Source organism: Arthrobacter sp. V1I7, from assembly GCF_030817015.1.
In the GTDB taxonomy this organism is placed as follows: domain Bacteria; phylum Actinomycetota; class Actinomycetes; order Actinomycetales; family Micrococcaceae; genus Arthrobacter.
The window spans coordinates 4,669,737-4,689,775 of the sequence record NZ_JAUSYS010000001.1 but is presented as its reverse complement, the minus strand read 5'-3'; the positions used below and the strand labels follow the sequence as shown (position 1 = coordinate 4,689,775).

Annotated in this window: 24 protein-coding genes and 1 pseudogene; 12 read left to right on the top strand and 13 right to left on the bottom strand. The window is 67.1% G+C overall.

All coding sequences use genetic code 11. The features are described 5' to 3' along the window. The first annotated feature begins 194 nt into the window (after window positions 1–194). The 4 genes from QFZ69_RS21630 (at window position 195) to QFZ69_RS21615 (ending at window position 3,992) form a co-directional block, all read left to right on the top strand. On the top strand, window positions 195–701 hold the full coding sequence (locus QFZ69_RS21630; RefSeq protein WP_306914411.1) for a universal stress protein: 507 nt from the start codon (window positions 195–197) through the stop codon (window positions 699–701). A 261-nt stretch (window positions 702–962) separates the two neighbouring features. After that, window positions 963–1,307 (top strand): metal-sensitive transcriptional regulator, encoded by a 345-nt coding sequence (locus QFZ69_RS21625; RefSeq protein ID WP_306914409.1) that lies wholly within the window; start codon window positions 963–965, stop codon window positions 1,305–1,307. Between the two features lie 66 nt (window positions 1,308–1,373). Next, entirely contained in the window at window positions 1,374–1,604 is a 231-nt protein-coding gene (locus QFZ69_RS21620) for a heavy-metal-associated domain-containing protein (RefSeq protein WP_306914406.1), read from the top strand. A 48-nt stretch (window positions 1,605–1,652) separates the two neighbouring features. Then, a complete protein-coding gene (locus QFZ69_RS21615) occupies window positions 1,653–3,992 on the top strand; it encodes a cation-translocating P-type ATPase (RefSeq protein WP_306914404.1) in 2,340 nt (779 codons plus the stop codon). Between the two features lie 59 nt (window positions 3,993–4,051). On the opposite strand, the gene QFZ69_RS21610 is transcribed toward QFZ69_RS21615, so the two are convergent. Further along, window positions 4,052–4,324, bottom strand: coding sequence for a DUF2277 domain-containing protein (locus tag QFZ69_RS21610; protein ID WP_306914402.1), 273 nt, complete (start codon window positions 4,322–4,324; stop codon window positions 4,052–4,054). Window positions 4,325–4,333: 9 nt separating this feature from the next. After that, window positions 4,334–5,365 carry a DMT family transporter gene (locus QFZ69_RS21605; protein ID WP_373461919.1) on the bottom strand — a complete coding sequence of 344 codons (1,032 nt, stop codon included), beginning with the start codon at window positions 5,363–5,365 and terminating at the stop codon, window positions 4,334–4,336. A gap of 126 nt (window positions 5,366–5,491) precedes the next feature. Here QFZ69_RS21605 and QFZ69_RS21600 point away from each other — a divergent pair, with 126 nt between their 5' ends. Beyond that, entirely contained in the window at window positions 5,492–6,034 is a 543-nt protein-coding gene (locus QFZ69_RS21600) for a CGNR zinc finger domain-containing protein (RefSeq protein WP_306914400.1), read from the top strand. 55 nt (window positions 6,035–6,089) lie between these two features. Here QFZ69_RS21600 and QFZ69_RS21595 read toward each other — a convergent pair. From QFZ69_RS21595 to QFZ69_RS21585, 3 genes and pseudogenes are all read right to left on the bottom strand, one after another. Then, window positions 6,090–6,459: pseudogene (locus QFZ69_RS21595) on the bottom strand (hypothetical protein). Window positions 6,460–6,543: 84 nt separating this feature from the next. Next, window positions 6,544–7,137, bottom strand: a complete 594-nt coding sequence (locus QFZ69_RS21590; protein ID WP_306914396.1) for a hypothetical protein — start codon at window positions 7,135–7,137, stop codon at window positions 6,544–6,546. 49 nt (window positions 7,138–7,186) lie between these two features. After that, complete coding sequence (locus tag QFZ69_RS21585) at window positions 7,187–8,542, bottom strand: MATE family efflux transporter (RefSeq protein ID WP_306914394.1); 1,356 nt, start codon at window positions 8,540–8,542, stop codon at window positions 7,187–7,189. 160 nt (window positions 8,543–8,702) lie between these two features. On the opposite strand from QFZ69_RS21585, the gene QFZ69_RS21580 reads away from it, so the two are divergent. Together QFZ69_RS21580 and QFZ69_RS21575 are read left to right on the top strand one after the other, a co-directional pair. Next, window positions 8,703–9,137 (top strand): DoxX family protein, encoded by a 435-nt coding sequence (locus QFZ69_RS21580; RefSeq protein WP_306914393.1) that lies wholly within the window; start codon window positions 8,703–8,705, stop codon window positions 9,135–9,137. Window positions 9,138–9,327: 190 nt separating this feature from the next. Then, the gene (locus tag QFZ69_RS21575; RefSeq protein ID WP_306914391.1) at window positions 9,328–10,338 is read left to right on the top strand and encodes an acyl-CoA thioesterase; all 1,011 of its coding nucleotides are present in this window, start codon (window positions 9,328–9,330) and stop codon (window positions 10,336–10,338) included. Here the strand turns inward: QFZ69_RS21575 and dnaB are convergent. Further along, the gene (gene dnaB / locus QFZ69_RS21570) at window positions 10,335–11,723 is read right to left on the bottom strand and encodes a replicative DNA helicase (RefSeq protein ID WP_306914389.1); all 1,389 of its coding nucleotides are present in this window, start codon (window positions 11,721–11,723) and stop codon (window positions 10,335–10,337) included. The genes QFZ69_RS21575 and dnaB overlap by 4 nt on opposite strands. 621 nt (window positions 11,724–12,344) lie before the next feature. Here dnaB and QFZ69_RS21565 point away from each other — a divergent pair. Both QFZ69_RS21565 and QFZ69_RS21560 read left to right on the top strand, forming a co-directional pair. Beyond that, entirely contained in the window at window positions 12,345–12,812 is a 468-nt protein-coding gene (locus tag QFZ69_RS21565) for a hypothetical protein (RefSeq protein WP_306914387.1), read from the top strand. A 3-nt stretch (window positions 12,813–12,815) separates the two neighbouring features. Then, window positions 12,816–13,388: a hypothetical protein gene (locus QFZ69_RS21560; protein ID WP_306914385.1), complete on the top strand. Its 573-nt coding sequence runs from the start codon at window positions 12,816–12,818 to the stop codon at window positions 13,386–13,388. A gap of 76 nt (window positions 13,389–13,464) precedes the next feature. Here QFZ69_RS21560 and QFZ69_RS21555 read toward each other — a convergent pair whose 3' ends face one another. The 3 genes from QFZ69_RS21555 to QFZ69_RS21545 form a co-directional block, all read right to left on the bottom strand. Beyond that, entirely contained in the window at window positions 13,465–13,809 is a 345-nt protein-coding gene (locus QFZ69_RS21555) for a zf-TFIIB domain-containing protein (protein WP_306914383.1), read from the bottom strand. Between the two features lie 60 nt (window positions 13,810–13,869). Then, the gene (locus QFZ69_RS21550) at window positions 13,870–14,496 is read right to left on the bottom strand and encodes an FMN reductase (RefSeq protein ID WP_306914381.1); all 627 of its coding nucleotides are present in this window, start codon (window positions 14,494–14,496) and stop codon (window positions 13,870–13,872) included. Window positions 14,497–14,697: 201 nt separating this feature from the next. Beyond that, window positions 14,698–15,558, bottom strand: a complete 861-nt coding sequence (locus QFZ69_RS21545; RefSeq protein ID WP_373461754.1) for a PhzF family phenazine biosynthesis protein — start codon at window positions 15,556–15,558, stop codon at window positions 14,698–14,700. Between the two features lie 66 nt (window positions 15,559–15,624). Between QFZ69_RS21545 and QFZ69_RS21540 the strand changes: the two genes are divergently transcribed. Beyond that, window positions 15,625–16,059, top strand: coding sequence for a DUF1801 domain-containing protein (locus QFZ69_RS21540; protein ID WP_306914379.1), 435 nt, complete (start codon window positions 15,625–15,627; stop codon window positions 16,057–16,059). A 160-nt stretch (window positions 16,060–16,219) separates the two neighbouring features. On the opposite strand, the gene rplI is transcribed toward QFZ69_RS21540, so the two are convergent. The 4 genes from rplI to rpsF form a co-directional block, all read right to left on the bottom strand. Next, on the bottom strand, window positions 16,220–16,672 hold the full coding sequence (gene rplI / locus QFZ69_RS21535) for a 50S ribosomal protein L9 (RefSeq protein ID WP_306914377.1): 453 nt from the start codon (window positions 16,670–16,672) through the stop codon (window positions 16,220–16,222). 17 nt (window positions 16,673–16,689) lie between these two features. Next, the gene (gene rpsR / locus QFZ69_RS21530) at window positions 16,690–16,929 is read right to left on the bottom strand and encodes a 30S ribosomal protein S18 (RefSeq protein ID WP_003800144.1); all 240 of its coding nucleotides are present in this window, start codon (window positions 16,927–16,929) and stop codon (window positions 16,690–16,692) included. 125 nt (window positions 16,930–17,054) lie between these two features. After that, entirely contained in the window at window positions 17,055–17,645 is a 591-nt protein-coding gene (locus QFZ69_RS21525) for a single-stranded DNA-binding protein (RefSeq protein ID WP_224048018.1), read from the bottom strand. Window positions 17,646–17,701: 56 nt separating this feature from the next. Further along, on the bottom strand, window positions 17,702–18,007 hold the full coding sequence (rpsF, locus tag QFZ69_RS21520; protein ID WP_306914374.1) for a 30S ribosomal protein S6: 306 nt from the start codon (window positions 18,005–18,007) through the stop codon (window positions 17,702–17,704). A gap of 262 nt (window positions 18,008–18,269) precedes the next feature. On the opposite strand from rpsF, the gene QFZ69_RS21515 reads away from it, so the two are divergent. After that, window positions 18,270–18,953, top strand: a complete 684-nt coding sequence (locus QFZ69_RS21515; RefSeq protein WP_306914373.1) for a DUF1345 domain-containing protein — start codon at window positions 18,270–18,272, stop codon at window positions 18,951–18,953. A gap of 111 nt (window positions 18,954–19,064) precedes the next feature. Further along, a complete protein-coding gene (locus QFZ69_RS21510) occupies window positions 19,065–20,024 on the top strand; it encodes an IS481 family transposase (RefSeq protein WP_306913683.1) in 960 nt (319 codons plus the stop codon). The last annotated feature ends 15 nt before the right edge of the window (window positions 20,025–20,039 follow it).

Sequence of the window (20,039 nt, the reverse complement as noted above, 5' to 3'; positions counted from 1 at the left end):
GGTTCTCTTTTCTGTCGTTCTTGTCTGACGGGAGTGCAACACACACCATGGGTATGGTATTCCCGAGCCGATGGAGACGTCGTCGCCGTCGACGTCGAAGTGTACCTGCCTGACGGCCGGTACGAAAATTGAGAAGGGAACATTCTGGGGAGGAAGCCCCTGTTCAGGCCTTCGCTGCCGGGCAACAATTGAGTATGTCTGACGAGGTCCCCACCAGTCCGGCGCCCCTCGTGGTCGGCGTCGTGCCGGGACAGCATCCGGAAGTACTGCGGAGGGCCGCATCGCTCGCCGAAGGTCTGTCCGCTCCCCTGATCTGCGCCTATGTGGACGAGGCCAGCTATCTGGTGGAGTGGGACCCCGCGCGCTCGGCGCACCGGCTGTCCCTCCATCCCGACGCGGACGACGCCGAAATCCGGGCGGTGACCGAGGAGTTGCGTTCCGTCGTGGCGGCGGCCTGCGACGATCTCGGGATCGCGTGGACCCTGCGGACCCTCGCCGGGGACCCTGCCCGTGCGCTCGGCAGGCTTACCGCCGAAGCCGGGGCGGCCATGATTATCGTCGGCACCCCCGAACGGGGCCTGGGGCACCGGCTTTCCGAGGCGCTCAACGGATCGGTAGCCGCGTGGCTCAGCCACCATCAGGACCATCCGGTCCTGATCGTGCCCGCCCCGCGGCCGGGCCGCACGCCCCGCCGTTCCTGACGGTCCCGTAAACAGCGAAACCGCCACGCAAAAGTAAAGCGAAAGAAGTTATTCGCGGTGCTGGCTTTCTCCGGATATTGCCAAGTAAGCTTATTGCGTGGCCCTGCGAAGGGACTACCCCAAAAGCTGCTCCGGAGTGCGTATCCCCCAATAACGCGCTCCGGAGCCTTTTAATGTCCGGACGGTTTTCGGCGGGTCGAGCATCTCGGATACCCCCTGGGGGTACTTGCGACATACCCTGGAGGGGTATAAGTTGGAGCCATGAACGATTCTGAGCTCCCGGTCATGGCTCCCGCCGAGGCGCCACACGCCCAACACGGCTATACCTCCAACAAGGAGGCCTACCTGCGGCGGCTGAAGCGGATCGAAGGCCAGGTCCGCGGAATCGCCCGCATGGTCGACGAGGACAAGTACTGCATCGATATCCTCACGCAGGTCGCCGCCGTCACCAAGGCACTGCACGCGGTCAGCCTGGGGCTGGTGGAAGAGCACATCGGCCACTGTGTCGTCGGGGCGGCGTCCGAGCCTGACCCGGATCTCCGGGCCGAAGCCATCGACGTCAAGGTCAGGGAAGCCGCCGATGCCATCGGACGCCTGCTCCGGTAGCGGCAACATTCACTCGTCACACGACGGACAGCTGATACCCGGCCGTCCACCAGCAAGGAGCAAGCCATGAGTACCGTTTCCACCACCGTCAGCGTTTCCGGGATGACCTGCGGCCACTGCGTGTCCTCCGTCAGCGAAGAGCTGGAGGCGCTGGCCGGCGTCGAACAGGTCGACGTCGACCTCAACGCCGGCGGCGTCTCCACCGTCACCATCACCTCCATCGGGGCTTTGTCCGCTGCCGAAATCGGCGAGGCGGTTGCCGAGGCGGGCTACCTTGTGGTGGCCAACGAAGCCTGAGCACCGGGCGCAGCCGCAACAGCCCGCCCTGCGAACAAGGAAGAAGCCGTGACGAACGAGCATCTGCTGGACCGGCCGGGAAGCCGGGCGATCGAACTCGACATCGAGGGTATGACCTGCGCTTCTTGTGTCAGCCGGGTCGAACGCAAGCTTGGAAAACTCGACGGCGTCGAAGCCTCGGTCAACCTTCCCCTCGAATCGGCGCACGTGACGGTCCCGCCTGACATCACCGATGAGCAAATCACCGCCACGGTAGCGGCAGCAGGCTACAAGGCGACCATCCGTCCCGCCCACCGCCCCATCCCGGGAACTGAGCCGGTCGAACTCGGCGCCGGCACCGGGCTGACAGAAATCCCCGGCACCGGCGCGAACCACCTGGCCCACGGCGGGACCGCAGCCAAGCTGCGCCCGCGGCTCATCGTGGCCACCGCACTGACGGTCCCGGTGCTGCTGATATCGATGTTCCCGGCGTTCCAGTTCGCCAACTGGGGCTGGGCCGCCGGCGCCCTGGCACTGCCGGTCGTGAGCTGGGCGGCGTGGCCCTTCCATCGGGCGGCCGCAGTCAACGCCCGGCATTTCGCGTCCACGATGGATACCCTCGTGTCCCTTGGCGTGATCGCCGCCTACCTGTTTTCCGCCTGGCAGCTCCTGGCTGAGCCGGGAATGACCGGACACCCGCAGGGCATGGACGCCACGGAGACGGGTCCGGGCGGGCTGTACTTCGAGGTAGCGTCCGTCGTGACGACGTTCCTGCTGCTCGGGCGCTATCTGGAGGCCAACGCCAAGCAGAAGGCCGGCGACGCCCTGCGGGCCTTGCTGGACCTGGGCGCCAAAGACGCCACGGTTCTCCGCGGCGGAATGGAATACAAGGTTCCGGCCGACCGGCTGGCGGTGGGCGATGTGATCGTGGTCCGTCCGGGCGAGAAGATCGCTACCGACGGCGTCGTCGTCGACGGCTCCTCCGCCGTGGACGCCTCCCTCGTGACCGGTGAGTCGGTGCCGGTGGAGGTCGGGCCGGACAGCGCGGTCACGGGTGCCACCATCAACACCTCCGGCCGGCTCCTGGTCCGCGCCACCCGGGTGGGATCCGAAACCACTCTCGCCCAGATGGGCCGGCTGGTCTCCCAGGCGCAGACCGGAAAGGCTCCGATCGCGCGCCTCGCGGACCGGATCAGTTCGGTGTTCGTCCCCGTGGTCCTGGCCATCGCCGCCATCACGTTTGCCGGCTGGCTGCTGGCCGCCGGACCGGCTGTCAGCGACGCCGGGCTCCGCGCCTCCTTCACGGCGGCTGTGGCTGTGCTGGTCATCGCCTGCCCCTGCGCGCTGGGGCTGGCGACGCCGGTCGGACTCCTCACCGGGACCGGCCGCGGGGCCCAGCTGGGAATCCTCATCAAGGGGCCCCAGGTCCTGGAGGACACCCGGACGGTGGACACCATCGTCCTGGACAAGACCGGCACCGTGACCACCGGCCACCTCGCCGTCGACGGCACGCAGGCGTTCGCCCCGTTCGGCAACGCCGAAGTCCTGCGCCTGGCGGGGGCCGTCGAGGCCGCGTCCGAGCACCCCATCGCCCATGCCATCGCCGCAGCTGCCAGAGCGGCAGAGCGGCAGAGCGGGGAGGGCGGCCGGCTACCCGTCGTCGCCGGCTTCCGTTCGGCGCCGGGCGGCGGCGTCCAGGGCACGGTCCAGGGCCGGCTGCTCACCGCCGGCCGGACGGGCTGGCTGCAGGAAAACGGGGTGTCAATCACGCCCGGACAACAGGGCCTCCTCCGGGAGGCGGAGGAGTCGGGCGCCACCGCCATCTGGCTGGCCGTGGACGGGAAGGCCGCCGGAGTCATCAGCCTGCGTGACACGCTCAAGCCCGGCTCCGCGGCGGCGATCGCCAGGTTCCGGCAGCTCGGACTCCGGCCGGTCCTGCTGACCGGAGATAACGCCGCGGTGGCTGCCCAGGTGGCGGCCGCCGTCGGGATCGGCCCGGACGACGTCTTTGCGGGTGTCCTGCCGGCCGGCAAGGTCGAGGCGGTGCGGAGGCTGCAGGCGGGAGGCGCCACCGTGGCCATGGCCGGAGACGGGGTCAACGACGCTGCCGCGCTGGCACAGGCCGATCTGGGCATTGCGATGGGTTCCGGCACGGACGTCGCGATCGAGGCCGCGGACCTGACGGTCATGGGCAATGATCTCGGGCAGGTGGCGCTGGCCATCGAGCTGTCCCGCCGGACCCTGACGACCATCAAGACCAACCTCTTCTGGGCGTTTTTCTACAATGCCGTCGGCATTCCGGTGGCTGCCCTGGGACTGCTCAATCCGATGATCGCGGGCGCCGCCATGGCGGCTAGCTCGGTCCTGGTGGTGGCGAACTCGCTGCGGCTGCGCAGTTTCGCGAAGTAGCCCGCCCGGCACCACCTGTCCCGGTCAGGCTGCCCGTCCCGGTCAGGCTGCGTCGAACCTCAGGCTGCGCCGAACCGGACTTCGGCCCTGGCGCGCGCTTTGGCGGCCTCCTCGTCCCGGTCCTTTGCCGGAGCGTGCGTCACCAGCGAATCGAGCAGGTGCTGGGTGGCGTGCGCGATCTCGTGGACGGCCCGGTTGAAGGCTTCCTCGTTGGCCTTGGAGGGCTTGGTGCTGCCGCTGATCTTGCGCACGTACTGCAGTGCGGCGGCCTCCACCTCGGCCGTGGTGGCGCGGGGCTCAAAATTATGCAGGGTATGGATATTGCGGCACATAGCTCTATGCTAGGCGCCGGATCGCGTGGGATCGAGGCCGGCGGCCGATGACGACGCCGGCAGTGGCGCCGCTGCCGCTGCGCCGCGAAGCTCGTCCAGCCGGACCAGGACCACTCCGCCGACAATCAGGACGCCGCCCAGAAGCTGGATGGGGCCGGGCAGTTCACCGAGCAACAGCCACGCCCAGATGACCGCGAACAGCACCTCGGTGAGCGAGACGAACGATGCGAGCTTGGACCCGAGCGCCCGCGCGGCGACAATGCCGGCGAAGTAGGCCAACACCGTGGCGAGCACCACGAGGCCGCCCAGGGCCACCCACCAGGGGGTGAGCCAGGGGCCCAGACGGGTGTCGGCGGTGCTGAACGCCATCGGCAGCAGGCCGGTGGCCGCGGCAAGCCACATGACCACCGCGCCCACCATGAGTCCGCCGGAGGCCAGCACGATCGGCGGGAGCGTGTCGTTTTCCCTGGCTGTGATGAAGAAGTAGATCGCGAGGCACACGGCGGCCGCGAGCCCCCACAGCACGCCGATGAGGTCGATTTTGACGGCTCCGGTGAGGTCCAGGACCAGGACCAGGCCGCCCAGGGACAGGAGGGTGCCGGCGATGGTCAACGGGCCCGGCCGTTTCCGGCTGGCCGCCCAGAGCCAGAGCACAATGATCACCGGGGCGAGGTACTCCAGCAGCAGGGCGACGCCCACCGAGAGCCGTGCCACCGCGTTGAAGTAGAAGAGCTGGCAGGCCGCGACGCCGATGAGCCCGAAGAGCAGGACCGTGACCCAGTTGTCCCGGAGCTGGTGCCAGCGGCCGCGCAGGGCGGGAACGGCGGGGACGGCCAGGATCAGCGCCGCCGCCGTGAGGCGGGCCGTGACCGCTGCACCCGGCGTCCAGCCTGTTTCCAGGAGTGCCTTCGCGAACGATCCGGAGAGACCGAACACCGCGGAGGACAACAGTGCCACCCCCAGTCCCGAAGCCAGGAAGCCCGAGGCGGCGTCTGCCGCCCGGGTCCCCTGTTTCCCCGGGCCGGGTGTTCCGGCGCCCAGCGGGGTTGCGGGATTCCGGGCCGGTGCATCGGCGGAGCGGCGTGCGGCAGACACGGGCTGCCTCCTGTCAGGAGTAAGATGAGGTTACGGTCCTGACAGTACGCCAGACCGACGTAAGGAGTCAAGATGGTTTTTGCCCCTGACACGGAGGTTGCCCTGCGTTCCGTGGTCAAGCTCATCAACACCGCCGCCAACGGCGACGAGGAGCTGGCCACGACGGCGGATCTGGACCGGTTTCTGGCGGCCGAAGGCTTCACCGGCTCCCGGACCAGGGACGTGGCCGAGCTCGCCAGTGTGCACCGCCTTCGTGCTGAACTCGCGGAACTGTGGCTCGCCGAGGAGTCCACGGCCGTCAACACCCTGAACCGGCTCCTGCGGGACGCCAGGGCACTCCCCCAGCTCGTCAAGCACGATGAGTGGGACTGGCACCTGCACGCCACCACCCCGGCGGCTCCGCTGGCCGACCGGATGAGCACGGAGGCCGCCATGGCCCTCGTCGATGTGATCCGCAGCAAGGAGATGGACCGGCTGCTGGTCTGCGCGGCGGAGGACTGCGACGCGGTGGTGCTGGACCTCAGCCGCAACCGCTCCAAGCGCTACTGCGACACCGGAAACTGCGCGAACCGGGCACACGTGGCGGCTTACCGGGCGCGCAAGGCCGCGTCCTGAGTCCCGGCGGCACCGGGACGCCGGGGCGAACGGGGACGCCGGGCGTCCCAGCCGGCTAGCGGAGCCCGTCTCCGGGCGCGCCGTCGGGGCTGGCCCCGGGAGCGTCGGAATCCGGCCGTGCCGGATAGCCACCGGAACCGGAAGCCGGCTTCCTGGAGCTGAGGTTCACGCCTGATCCCTTGCCCAGGTGCTCGTCGTTGCCCTTGTGGCTCATTGAGAGCATGGCGGCCAGGACCAGGGTGGACGATGAACGCGATACCGGCCCCGGTGAAGGCCAGGTCGAACCGGGGCGTCTTGGCGCTGCCGCCGGAGGCGAAGATCAGGACGGCAAAGAAGGCGAGCACTGCCCAGAACGCGGAGAACAGGAGGGGTCCCTTGACCGAGGTCCGCAGGCTGCGCGGTTCTCCGGGTTTCTGCTGAGCCAAGGTGATTTCCTCCTGCAGCCTCGCCGGTGGGGCGTGGCAGTTTTGATACCGCAATTGTTCTACGCAGGGTAGAACCTGTCGTTACTAGTTTACGGTCTCCGGGGAATCGCGCCGCGCATCGTGCCGCAGCGTCAGTCCCGCCAGCATCCACAGCACCCCGCTGATGATGGCGCCGCCGCCGGCGACCCCGAGCAGCGCGTGCGGTCCGAGGCTGATGAAGAAGGGCAGCGCGGCCGCCGTGCCGAGCCCGATCACGCCGGAAGCGATCCAGTCCCGTGCCAGCGCACTGCGGCGGCGGTTGCTGATCCCGAGGTACAGTTCCGCGGCGGCGGCCAGGCCCAGCCCGAGAGCCCCAACGACGCCAAAGACGAGGCTGCTGCCGAGCAGCCCGACGGCAGCACCCGTTCCGGCCAGCAGCGACCCCGCGGCGGAGAGGATTTTTCCCGATCCGGCGCCGCTGGGGAAACCCGTTTTGTTGACGCTCCAGATCAACACCACTCCGGTGGCCAGCAGGTAGAGCCCGCCCGCCCAGCCCATTCCCGCTGCGGAGGGGGAGGCCCAGAACACGGTCAGCGCACCGAAGCCCAGCGCGACGGCGGCCCGGACGAGCACGGGCTTCCAGAAGTCCGCGTCGGCGGGCAGAGCGGTGGACGCGTCAGGGTTTGCGGGGTGAGTCACCCGTCCAGTTTAGTGCGAAGCACCCGCAGCGCATGCCGGCTGCTCCTGTTCAGCGTGCGCCGAGCACCATCCACCGGTCGGTCCGCGCCCGGAGTCCCAGCGTGAGGGCCCGGGCCAGCATGTAGCCCAGCGAGAAGGCGGCCCACAACCAGAGCAGCCCCGCACCGCCGTCGGCCCCGGACATCCGGACCGCCAGCAACAGCGGCAGGTAGAGGGCCAGGTTGACGACGCCGGCGACCGCCAGGTATTTCGCGTCCCCCGCCCCGATGAGCACCCCGTCGAGGACGAAAACATACCCGGCGACAGGCTGGCCCACCGCGAGCACCCACAGGGCGAGCGTGAGCGCGGAGCGGACCTCCGCATCGGAGGTGAACAGGAGGCCGGCCCAGGGTGCGGCGGCAGCCAGCAGGACTCCGGTGAGCACTCCAAACCCGAGGCCCCACCGGACCATGGTCCCAGTCAGCTCCCTGACCGCCGCAGGATGGCCCGCGCCGAGCTCCTTGCCGATCAGGGCCTGCGCCGCAATGGCGAGAGCGTCCAGTGCGAAGGCCAGGAAGGTGAAGACGGTCATGGCGAGCTGGTGGGCGGCGAGGTTCACCGGACCCTGGGCGGTGACTACGACGACCGTGGCCAGGATCGCGATCCGCAGGCTCAGCGTGCGCAGCATCAGCCATGAGCCCACCTTGGTCATGGACCGGATCCCCCGCCACTCCGGCAGCAGGGACACCCCGTGGTTGCGGGCGTTGCGCTGCACCATCACGACATAGACAAGGGCCATGGCCCACTGCGCGATGCTGGTGCCGATCGCAGAGCCGGTGACGGACCAGTGCAGCCCGTAGACCAGGAAGAAGTTCAGCACGATGTTCAGCGTGAAGCCGGCGGCGGCGACCACGAGCGGGGTGCGGGTGTCCTGCAGGCCCCGCAGCACCCCGGTGCCCGCGAAGATCAGCAGCATCGCCACGAGTCCCGGCATTGACCAGCGCAGGTAGTCCACAGCGAACATCCGCACTTCACCCTGGGCCCCCATCAGCTCCAGGAGTGGTTCGGCGGCGACGAAACCAGCCGCGGCAAGAATGGTCCCGAGCAGCACGGCCAGCCAGATGCCGTCGCGCCCGGCCGCGAGGGCCTTGGGCAGCTGTCCGTTGCCCACCGCCCGGGCCACCGCCGGCGTCGTGGAGTAGGCGAGGAAGACCATCAGGCCCACCGCCGTATGCAGCACCGCGGAAGCCAGTCCCACGCCCGCCAGCTCGGCCACGCCGAGGTGGCCGACGATCGCCGAATCGGCAAGCAGGAACAGCGGCTCGGCGATCAAGGCGCCGAAAGCCGGGACGGCAAGTCGGAGGATCTCGCGGCGTCGGCTGGCCGGGGACGGTAGCGCGGCGGAGGGCGGGGACGAGGCGGGCACGGAACCACCCTAGCCGTGGGGCGGTCTGCGCACCTTGGGGGCGAACAAAACGCAATTGGTTGACATTTCAACCAATTGCGGGAAGACTTGATCATGAACGCAACCACTGTCGCGGCAGCACAAAAGCCGCGCAGCTCCCCCTCACGAAACGGTATGCCCCATGAACCAATCCACCTTGACCACCTCGGCCCGCACGATCCTGCGCCTCGTCACCGGCTTTCTCTTCGCCGCCCACGGCTGGCAGAAGTTCTACGAGTTCACCATTCCCGGCACCCAGGCCGCCTTCACCCAGATGGGTGTTCCGGCTGCGCAGCTTGCTGCCCCGGTGATCGCGACCCTGGAACTGGTCGGCGGCATCGCCCTGATCCTGGGCGTACTGACCCGCGTGTTCGCCGCCCTCCTCGCGGTCAACATGCTGGGCGCCCTGGTCCTGGTCCACGCCCCGGCAGGAGTCTTCGCCGCAGCCGGCGGCTATGAGCTGGTGCTGCTGCTGGCTGCCGCAGCCCTGGCCGTCGCCCTCGTCGGCGCGGGCAAAGTCTCCGTGGATAAGGTGCTGTTCGGCCGGCGCGGCTCGAAGCTCAGCGTCCTGGCTTAGGCTCCGCTCCTGGAGGAAGCACGCGACCTCTTAGAGGAAGAACGCGACGTCGGGCGGTCACCATCGGTGGCCGCCCGGCGTCGTCTCCGGACGACGTCACTGGGGCCGCTACCGGTGGCTTGTGGCGGACCGGCAGGCGTTTGTGTCGCTGGCGCGGAACGGTTCAGCGGAGCCTCAGTAAACTTCCAGCATGAGTGAGACTGCCGCCAATTCCGTGACCCTTCGCTTCCTCGCAGCCCCCACCGACGTGGGCCACAGCGGTTCGGTCGACGCCGGCACGGTGCTGGAGTGGGTGGACAAGGCCGCCTACGCCGCCGCGGTCGGCTGGTCGAAGTCCTACTGCGTGACGGCCTACGTGGGGAACATCCACTTCGCGGACCCGGTCAACAGCGGCGACATGGTGGAAGTCGAGGCCACGATCGTCTACACGGGACGGTCCTCGATGCACATCCGCACCATCGTGTCATCGGGCGACCCGAAAGGCGGCCCGGCCACGATGCGCAGCCAGTGCATGGTGATCTTCGTGGCCGTCGGCGAAGACGGCAAGCCGATTCCCGTGCCGCAGTTTGAGCCGGGAACGCCGGAGGAAATCGAAGAGCGCGACCACGCCGTGGCCCGGATCAAGGTCCGCGAGGACATCGTCCAGGCCATGAACGCCCAGGTATATACCGACGCCGGAACGGCCGAACGCGTGGTCCTGCGGTTCATGGCGGCCCCCACGGACGTGAACTGGGGCGGCAAGGTGCACGGCGGGATCGTGATGAAGTGGATCGACGAGGCGGCCTACGTCTGCGCGTCCCGCTACTGCGGGCAGGACACGGTGGCCGTGTTTTCCGGCGGCGTCCGCTTCTACCGGCCGCTGCTGATCGGCCACGTGGTGGAAGTCGAGGCCCGGCTGGTCTACACCGGCACCAAGGGCATGCATATCGCCGTGCATGTGCGCTCTGGCGACCCCAGGGGACGCGAAATGGATCTCACGACGTATTGCCTGACCGTGATGGTTGCCCGCGACGAAACCGGCACGTCGGTCCCCATCCCGCGCTGGGTTCCGGTGTCCGACGAGGACAAGCGACTGCACGCCCACGCCCGCGAACTGCTCGAAATCCGCGGAGGCGCACCGGGAAACCGGCTGCCCAACCACCTGCTCCCGGCGGGCGGCCCGCCAGCTCCCGGGGCCGGGCCGGCCGGAGCGGGAGCCTAGAAGCCGCCGCCGCCACCGCCGGCGTCGGCCGCCATGTTGGCAAAGCGCGAGTAGTGCCCCTGAAAGGCCACCACAATGTCCTTGGTGGGCCCGTTGCGGTGCTTGGCGATGAGGATATCCGCCTCGCCGGCGCGCGGGGATTCCTTGTCGTAGACGTCCTCGCGGTGCAGCAGGATGACCATGTCCGCGTCCTGCTCGATGGAACCGGATTCGCGCAGGTCAGAGACCATGGGCCGCTTGTCCTGGCGCTGCTCGGACCCACGGTTCAGCTGCGAGAGGGCGATCACGGGGACCTGCAGCTCCTTGGCGAGCAGTTTCAGCGCACGCGAAAATTCGGACACTTCCTGCTGGCGCGATTCGACTTTCTTGCCCGAACTCATGAGCTGCAGGTAGTCCAGGATCACGAGTTTCAGGTCGTGCTGCTGCTTGAGGCGTCGGCACTTTGCGCGGATTTCCATCAGCGACATGTTGGGGCTGTCGTCAATGAACAGCGGGGCGTCGTTCATCCGGCCCATGGTGGTCGCGATCTTGGACCACTGCTCATCCTTGATGGTGCCCTTGCGGAGATCCTGGAGGCCGATAGTCGCCTCGGCGGACAGCAGGCGCATGGCGATCTCGTTCCGGCCCATTTCCAGCGAGAACATGACGGTGGCGAGGTTGTTCTTGATTGCGGCCGAACGCGCGAAGTCCAGCGCGAAGGTGGACTTACCGACGGCCGGACGGGCGGCGATGACAATCATCTGGCCCGGGTGCAGGCCGTGAGTCAGTTCGTCCAGCTCATAGAAGCCGGTCGGGACGCCCGTCATTCCCTCCCCGCGATGGCCTGATGCCTCGATCTCGTCGACGGTGGATTCCATGACGTCCTTGAGGACCACATAGTCTTCGGCCGTGCGGCGCTCGGCCACCGCGTACACCTCGGCCTGGGCCTGGTTGACCAGGTCCTCAACCTCACCGTCCTGGCCATATCCGAGCTGGACGATCTTCGTCCCGGCGTTCACCAGCCGGCGCAGCACTGCGCGCTCCGCGACGATCTCGGCGTAGTAACCGGCGTTGGCAGCGGTCGGGACCGTCTGGATCAGCTCGTGCAGGTACGCGGGGCCCCCGATGCGGTTGATCTCGCCTCGTTTTGTCAGTTCATCCGAGACCGTAACGGCGTCAGCGGGTTCACCCCGGCCGTAAAGATCGATGATGGCCTCGTAGACCGTCTCGTGCGCCGGCCGGTAGAAGTCCTGGCCACGCAGGATTTCGACGACGTCGGCGATGGCGTCCTTGGACAGCATCATGCCGCCCAGGACCGACTGCTCGGCGGGGATGTCCTGCGGCGGCTTGCGGCTGCCTTCGGACCCGCGCGTGCCCTCGACTGTGTCCAGATGCGTTACTGACAAAACTGCCGTCCTCCATTGTGTGCCGCGGCGGATATTCTTCGCCGGCGGCGCGTAAGCCATCTGCCCTGGTGCCATGACGTCCAGCCCGCCGTATGCCGATGGGTCCAGTCCTATCAGTCAGCACCGACAGTTCTGCCGCCCGATGCCGGGATCATGGCGTGGATCCGGCGTGTGGTCCCGGAGGTTCCGGGGGCTCGGTCCTGCGCACCGGATTTCCGCATCCGACGCCCGATCTCCAGCAACGGTATCCGCCTACCGGACAGGCACCAACCCAGCCGGGCCCGACCCCTGTGGATAAACTGTGCACTAACGCTCCATGCTTGTGCACAGCCTGTGGGAACAGCTGTGGATAGAAAATTTGTTCCTTCCGAAATACGGCGCTGACCTGCGGAAACGTTGCATTCACCTTGTGGACACAAAACTATTTTCGGAAAATTTCATCCACAGCCTGCGCGGTGGGCTGGGGATACGCACCGCCCGAAGTGGCACATCAGGGCGGAAATATTCTCATTTGATGAGGGGCATCACACGCAGCCGGAAAATGGACGCCAGCCGCGGCTTCTGTAGGCGCGGAAGTCAGAACGTGGTGTGGACAACCGCAATCTGGCATAAGCTCTACGCATGGGCGAAGTCTTGCTGGTCATCCTCCCTGCCCTCATCCTGGCGGCAGTTCTCTGGGCATTCGCGACGGCCCTCAGACCCCGAGATTTCGGCATGTCGGACGCGGAGCGCTATCAGCTTGAGTTGGCCGCCCGCTCGCAGGCGCACTACGCGGCACAGGTCCAAGCAGCCACGGCGGCGCGGGCCCGGGTGGACGCCGTCACCCGTCCCAGCCAGAACGAACAACAACAGTCCCAGCAGGCCGACCACGCCCGCGCCGCCTTGCGGGCCCAGACCGGCTCCGCCCCGGCTGTGGGACAGCACGGCTACCAGGGGCCGGTTCTGCCGGGCGGACAACTGAACCCACAGTTCGCCCTCCAGCTGCAGTCACTGGCTCGGAACGGCAAGAAGATCCAGGCCATCAAACTGCTGCGTCAGGCGACCCATTCAGATCTTTTGACCGCCAAGAATTACGTAGATCGGCTGTAGTACATGGAATCCCTGATCATCCCCGTCCTGATTCTGGCACTCGTCGGAGCCGTCGTGCTGCTGGTAGCCAAGGCAATCGGCCGTCGAGGGAACAAGGTCCTGCCCGGTTCTACGCCGCAGCCCAGTCGAGATCCCGTCGAGCTGGCCCGCGCCGCGGCGGGCAAGCTGGACCAGGAACAGCACCGGCGCCTCTACGCCCTGATCGCCCAAGGTCAGGCGATGGCTGCCATCAAGCTCTACTTCGAGAGCACGGGAGAGGGCCTGCGAGCCTCCCGCGACGCCGTCGGGGCTCTGGCGGCTCATCCCCAGCCATTCCGGCCGGCCGCCTCCGAGCCGGACCCCAGCGAGGACGAAGACGACGCCCCGCAGCGCTTCCCCTACCGCTACCGCGCAATCGCCAGCAAGGGCGACGTTACCCGCGAGGTCAGCAGCAACATGCTCAACGATGAAATCTATGGCAGGATCCGCACCCTCGCCAAGAGCGGCGACACGGAGGCGGCGGCGACCGCGCTGACCCGCCACTCGGACATCTCCATGAAGCAGGCCCTAGAGTTCATCGCCCTGCTGGACGACTGAGCACTGACCCCGGCCGTTCCGCGGCCGGCTTTCGCGGCGATCGGCGGCAGACGTTTCCGCGGCAGGCCTTCGCCGGCTAGAAATCGAACATCTCGCCGAGCCAGCCTTCCTTCTTCTTGGGCCGGCGGCGCTCGTCGTAGCGCGGCTGGTCGTAGCGGGGCCGGTCCCGGCGCTCGCCATAGCGGCGGTCGTCCCGGCGCGGATCGACGTTGTAGAGCGGGGGCGGAAGATGCCCGGGCGTTGGCGGCGGTTGCGGTGGGGCTGCCGGGGCCGCAGCCCCCATCAAGTCCGCCGCGCGGTCGATGATCTTGTCGAGCTCACCGCGGTCCAGCCATACGCCCCGGCATTGCGGGCAGTAGTCGATTTCCACGCCGCTTCGTTCGCTCATGATCAGGTCTATTGAATCCACAGGACACTTCATGTCCCGGTCAACGAGCGGGCGGCCGGAATCGTTCGGAGTCGCTCCGCCGGACGGCTGGCGCTACCGGCCACCGGAAATACCGGCGAGCAGCTGCTCGAAGGGCATCGACTCCACCGGAGCCGGCTCCTGCTGCGGCTGGGTGCCCCGGAGCAGGGCGGCAAACTCGCCCGCCGCACGGTCAATCCGCGCCGAGAGGGGCGATCCGCCGTCGTTGCTGTTTCCCCAGTCCTGCGGGCCGGCAAAGACCGCGGTGGCGGCGACCCGGGTACGCAGATAGGTGAACAGCGGCCGCATGGCGAAGTCCAGGACCAGCTGGTGCCGGTCCGTGCCGGCGGTGGCGCCCAGCAGGACGGCTTTGCCCTCCAGCGACTTGGGATCCAGCACGTCGATGAAGGACTTGAACAGGCCGCTGTAGGAGGCGCTGAAGACCGGGCTGACGGCGATGAGGCCATCGGAATCGACGACGCCGGCGATCGCTTCGGCCAGCCGGGGCGCCGCATATCCGGTCACGAAATTGTTCGCGATGTCCACCGCGAGGTCCCGGAGTTCGACGACGTCAACAGTGACGGCATAGCCCGATGCCGTCAGCTGCCGTTCTGCCGAGGCTGCCAGTTGGTCCGCCAGGAGGCGGCTCGATGACGGAACGCCGAGTCCGGCGGAGAGAACGGTGATGCGGCGGGTTTCCACAGGTGCTCCTTGGGTCAGGTCTGGCCGGTCCGGCCATACTACATGCATTTGCATTTACCTGTAGAAGCGGCGGCCCGCGCCGTTTATTCCCGCCCTCCGTTGCTCTGTCACTTTGGACCCGGTGTGGACGGCAAAGCGACCACACCTGATATCGCAACGGAGTGCGGGCCATGCCGTCAATTGGCCACCCCGTTCTGTCACTCAGAGGTTCACGGTCCCGCGGATGCAGCTCACCGACTGTCCGCCCACCCAGATGTCGTCCCCCATCGCCTCGATGTGCACGCGACCGGCGCGGCCCAGTACCGTTCCCTGCGCCGCCAGGTAGGACTCCGCCGCCCGCCCGCTGCGGATCAGCCACTGGGCCGCTCCGGCGTTGAAGCTTCCGGTGACGGGGTCTTCCGCCGCGGCGTCGCCGGGGATGAAGGTGCGCACCTCGTAATCAACCGCCGAACCCGGTGCGTGCGGGCCGATCACGCCGACCTTGAGTCCCTCCATGGCCGCGTAGTCGGGCCTGACGGCGAGTACCTGCGTCGCCGACTCGAGCAGCACGCCGATCCAGTCCGGACCGTTGACCAGCCAGGAGGAGTCCAGCAGGGCCTCCCGGGGCAGTCCCAGGCCCGCCGCGATGCGTCCCAGGTCCTCCTCCGCAACCGGGCCCGAGCGGGTCAGCGGCGGAGCCGCGAAAGCCAGGCGGTCGCCGTCGCGCTTCACCCGGACCAGTCCGGCCGCGCACTCCTGCACCAGCACCCCGTCTTGCCGGGGGAGGCCGCCGGCTTCAAGCCAGGCGTGCGCCGAGCCCAGGGTCGGGTGGCCGGCAAAGGGGAACTCTTCGCTGCCGGTGAAGATCCGCACCCGGTAGTCGGCCTCAGGGCGGGTGGGTGGCAACAGGAACGTCGTCTCCGACAGGTTGGTCCAGTTGGCGAACTGCTGCATGCGGTCCGCCGGGAGGCCCTCCGCGTCGAGCACGACGGCCAGCGGGTTGCCCCGGTACGGCTCGGCGGAGAAGACGTCCACCTGGGCGAACGGGCGGAGGCGCTGGCTTTGGGCGGTAATCGGGTTCACGGCTGCAGGCTATCACCAGCGGCCGCCACGGCTGACAAGGCGCCCGCACTCTGGCAGACTACCCCCGTGACGGAAAACAGGACCCAGAACAAGACCCGGGCGACGGCGGCGTCCGTGCAGGAGTTCCTGGCCCACGTCGAGTATCCGGTCCGCCGCGCCGACGGTTACCGCCTGCTCGAGCTGATGTCCGGCATCAGCGGGGAGCAGGCGCAGATGTGGGGCCCGACGATTGTGGGCTTCGGTCGGTACCACTACAAATACGACAGCGGCCGCGAGGGCGACGCCGCGGCGATCGGATTCTCACCCCGGAAGGGAAGCCTTTCGCTCTATGGGCTGACCTATGGTCCGGAGTCCGCCGCCTTGCTGGGCCGGCTGGGCAAGCACAAAACAGGGGCGGGCTGCCTCTATGTCAACAAACTCGAGGACGTCGACGAAGCGGTGCTGGCCGAACTGATCCGCATCGGCTACCGGCACGTGACCACGGTGCTGCACCGGGACTAGCGGTTCCGCGATTAAACGACAGAAGGCCCCCGCGTCCGGTTCCTCAGGGGAATCGAAGGCGGGGGCCTTCCGGCAGTTCGCGACTGCCTAGCCGTTAAGGGCTACTTGCGCTGCGTAGCGCCCCTAAAACCTCGCAAGCTCGGTTTCAGGGAACCCTGCGCTACTTGCTGGCGACTACGTCGAGTTCGATCACAGCGGCAACGTCGGCGTGCAGCCGGACGTTGGCCTGGTAGGAACCAACCGACTTGATGTGTGCCGGCAGTTCCACCTTGCGCTTGTCGATGCTGCCAAGGCCAGCGGCCTCAACAGCGTCGGCTACGTCGGCCTGCTTGACGGTGCCGAACAGGCGTCCGGTCTCGCCAGCCTTGACGACGAGCTTGACCGGCTTGGAGGAGAGTGCAGCTGCCTGCTTCTGAGCGTCTTCCAGGGAAGCGTGCTCGCGGGCAACGCGGGCAGCCTTGATGGACTCAACCTGCTTCTCGCCACCCTTGGACCAGGTCAGAGCGAAGCCGCGGGGCAGCAGGAAGTTACGTGCGTAACCGTCCTTGACCTCGACAACATCGCCAGCAGCGCCGAGACCGGTTACTTCGTGGGTCAGAATGAGCTTTGCCATGTTAGTTAATCCCTTCCTTAGCCGCGGCCAGCGCCGGAGTAAGGCAGCAGAGCAACTTCGCGGGCGTTTTTGATTGCCTGGGCGATCTTGCGCTGTTCCTGCACCGTGACGCCAGTGACGCGACGGGCGCGGATCTTTCCGCGGTCGGAGATGAACTTGCGCAGCAATGCTACGTCCTTGTAGTCGATGACAGTGATGTCAGCGGCCTTCAAGGGGTTGGACTTTGGTTTGGGCTTACGGAGTTCAGCCTTAGCCATCGTGGAGCTCCTATTCGATGGAGCCCGTGGATATTGATCCACGGGATGGTGGTGATCCGACGTCGGTCTGCAGCGGTCCGTCTCTCGGCGGCCCGTCAGGTTCGGCGTCGAACCTTAAATGTTGTTTAGAAGGGAGGTTCGGAATCCGGGCCGTTGCCCCAGCCGCCGCCTGCATTGCTGACACCGGGCGTGGCCCAGGGGTCATCCTGCTGCTGTGCGGGCTGGTTGCCGCCCCAGGTTCCGCCGGAGTTGCCGCCCTGGTTTCCACCAGAGCCGCCACCGAAGCCACCGCCGCTGTTGCCGCCGCCGAAGCCGCCCTGGGCGCCGTTTCCGGCACCCCCACCGCCGGAGCGCTGGGTGCGGTTGACCTTGGCGTTGGCGTAGCGCAGGCTGGGGCCGATCTCGTCGACCTCAAGCTCGATAACGGTGCGCTTCTCGCCTTCCTTGGTTTCGTAGGAACGGCTCTTCAGGCGGCCGGAGACGATCACGCGCATGCCCTTGGTCAGGGATTCGGCGACATTCTCGGCTGCCTCACGCCATACCGACGCGCGGAGGAACAGGGTTTCCCCGTCCTTCCACTCATTGGACTGGCGGTCGAAGGTGCGGGGAGTAGAAGCGATGGTGAAATTCGCTACTGCCGAACCTGACGGTGTGAACCTCAGTTCGGGGTCATTGGTGAGATTACCGATGACCGTAATAGTGGTTTCGCCTGCCATCTACTGCCTCCTTGTTCGTTCCTGCGGGGATGAAGAGTGAAAATCGGGAACTGAAATTACTCAGCAACGACTTTCTGTACTTCGGGGCGGGTGATCTTGGTGCGCATGATGGTCTCATTGAGACTCAGCTGGCGGTCAAGTTCCTTGGCGGTACCCGGCTCAGCGGTGAAGTTCACCACGGCGTAGATACCTTCAGTCTTCTTCTGGATTTCGTAGGCCAGGCGACGGCGGCCCCAGATGTCAACCTTTTCGATGGTTCCACCATCGTTGGTGATGACACTCAGGAACTTCTGAAGCGTTGGCTCAACGGTACGCTCTTCGACCTCGGGGTCGATGATTACCATCAATTCATAAGGACGCATATGTGAACCCACCTCCTTTGGGCTAAGCGGTTACGGCATTTCCGTAACAGGAGGTTCATTTGCGGTGCCATGGGCCTCGCATCACCCCCGGAACGGAGGCAGGGCGCAGCACAGACTTCAATAGCTTAGTGCATCCGGGCCGGTTTCCGCGATTCCGTGCCCCCACCGTATGGGCTGCCCGGCCGGCCCGGAAGAGCGCCCGGCCGCCGTGTGGACAACCGGTGCGGGCGGGCGGAGGCGGGCGGCATGCCATGATCAGGGAATGAACACCGGATCCGCGTCCCGGCGCACCGTGCACAGCCGGAGGAGCCGCCTGCGATTCGCCGTGATGCTGCTGGCCGGGTTGTTCGCGGCGACGGCAGCCGGCCTGGCCGGGCACTGGGTGCAGGCTCCCACGATCGGCTGGGGCGCCGCTGCACTGACTTACCTGATCTGGGTTTGGGTCGTGATCGGGCGTCTCGATCCGGCGGAGACACAGTCCCATGCCACGGCAGAGGATCCGTCCCGGGGCACCACCGACCTGCTGATCCTGGCCGCCAACGTGGCCAGCCTGGCGGCGGTGGCAGCCGTCGTCGTCGACTCGCACAACAACACCGCGGCCGCGGCCCGGCTGGGCGGCGGACTGCTGGCCCTGGCCTCGGTCGCGCTGTCCTGGATGCTGGTCCAGACCCTCTTCACCCTGCGCTACGCCCAGCTGTTCTACAGCACCGGCCCGAAAGCCGGCGCCGACGTAGGCGGGATCGACTTCAACCAGAAGGAGCCCCCGCAGTACACGGACTTCGCCTACCTGGCCACGAGCCTCGGCATGACCTATCAGGTATCGGACACGGCTTTGCGGAATCATCGCATCCGCACCGAGGCCCTCAAGCACAGCCTGCTGTCCTACCTCTTCGGTACCGTCATCCTGGCGGCCACCATCAACCTGGTGATCGGGCTCGCCGCCTAGTTGTATTAACCACAGACGTTAGTGACGGTCGGCGTGGTGTGGTGACATGAAGAAGACCTCCGAGTGGAGTGGGGCTTGTCTAGAGTCCAATTCCACAAACGGAGGTCTTCAATGTCCCACCCTAATGCTTTTCTCGCCCGCAGGGGACGGATCGAGCTGGCAAAGTGCATTGTCGAGGACGGCTGGCCGTTACGTCGGGCTGCAGAACGTTTTCAGGTCTCCGTCCCGACCGCGGCGCGCTGGGCCAGCCGCTACCGGGAGCTGGGCGAAGACGGCATGGAGGACCTCTCCAGCCGGCCGTCCCGGTCCCCGCGCCGCACTCCTGCCCGGCGGGAACGACGAATCATCGCGCTGCGGGTCAACCGCCGCTGGGGGCCGGCGAGGATCGGTTACCTGCTCGGTATCCACCCGTCCACCGTGCACAAGGTCCTCTCCCGGTACCGGCTTGCCAGGCTGTCGTGGCTGGACCGGGCCACGGGCAGGGTGATCCGCCGCTACGAGCACCAGAACCCCGGGGACATGGTCCACGTGGACATCAAGAAACTCGGCCGGATTCCTGACGGCGGCGGACACCGCGTGACCGGCCGGGCCGCGGGGAACCGGAACAAGACCGGCACAAACGCCAACCGCAGGCCCGGCTACGCTTACCTGCATAACGCAGTCGATGACCACTCCCGCTTTGCCTACACCGAGATCCTCTCTGACGAGAAGAAAAAAACCGCCGCCGGCTTCTGGGAACGGGCAAACGCTGCCTTCAACGCCGCCGGGATCACGGTGAGCCGGGTCTTGACAGATAACGGCTCCTGCTACCGCTCCCGCGTCTTCGCCCAGGCTCTCGGTGCGGACATCAAGCACAAACGCACGCGCCCCTATCGCCCCCAGACCAACGGAAAGGTTGAGCGGTTCAACCGCACCATGCTCGACGAATGGGCCTACGCGAAGCCCTACGCATCAGAGGCCGAGCGTGTTGCCGCTTTCCCCGCCTGGTTGCACCACTACAATCACAACCGAGGCCACACCTCACTCAAGGGTCAACCACCCGCCAGCCGTGTCACCAACCTCCGTGGGTAATACACCTAGTCCGGA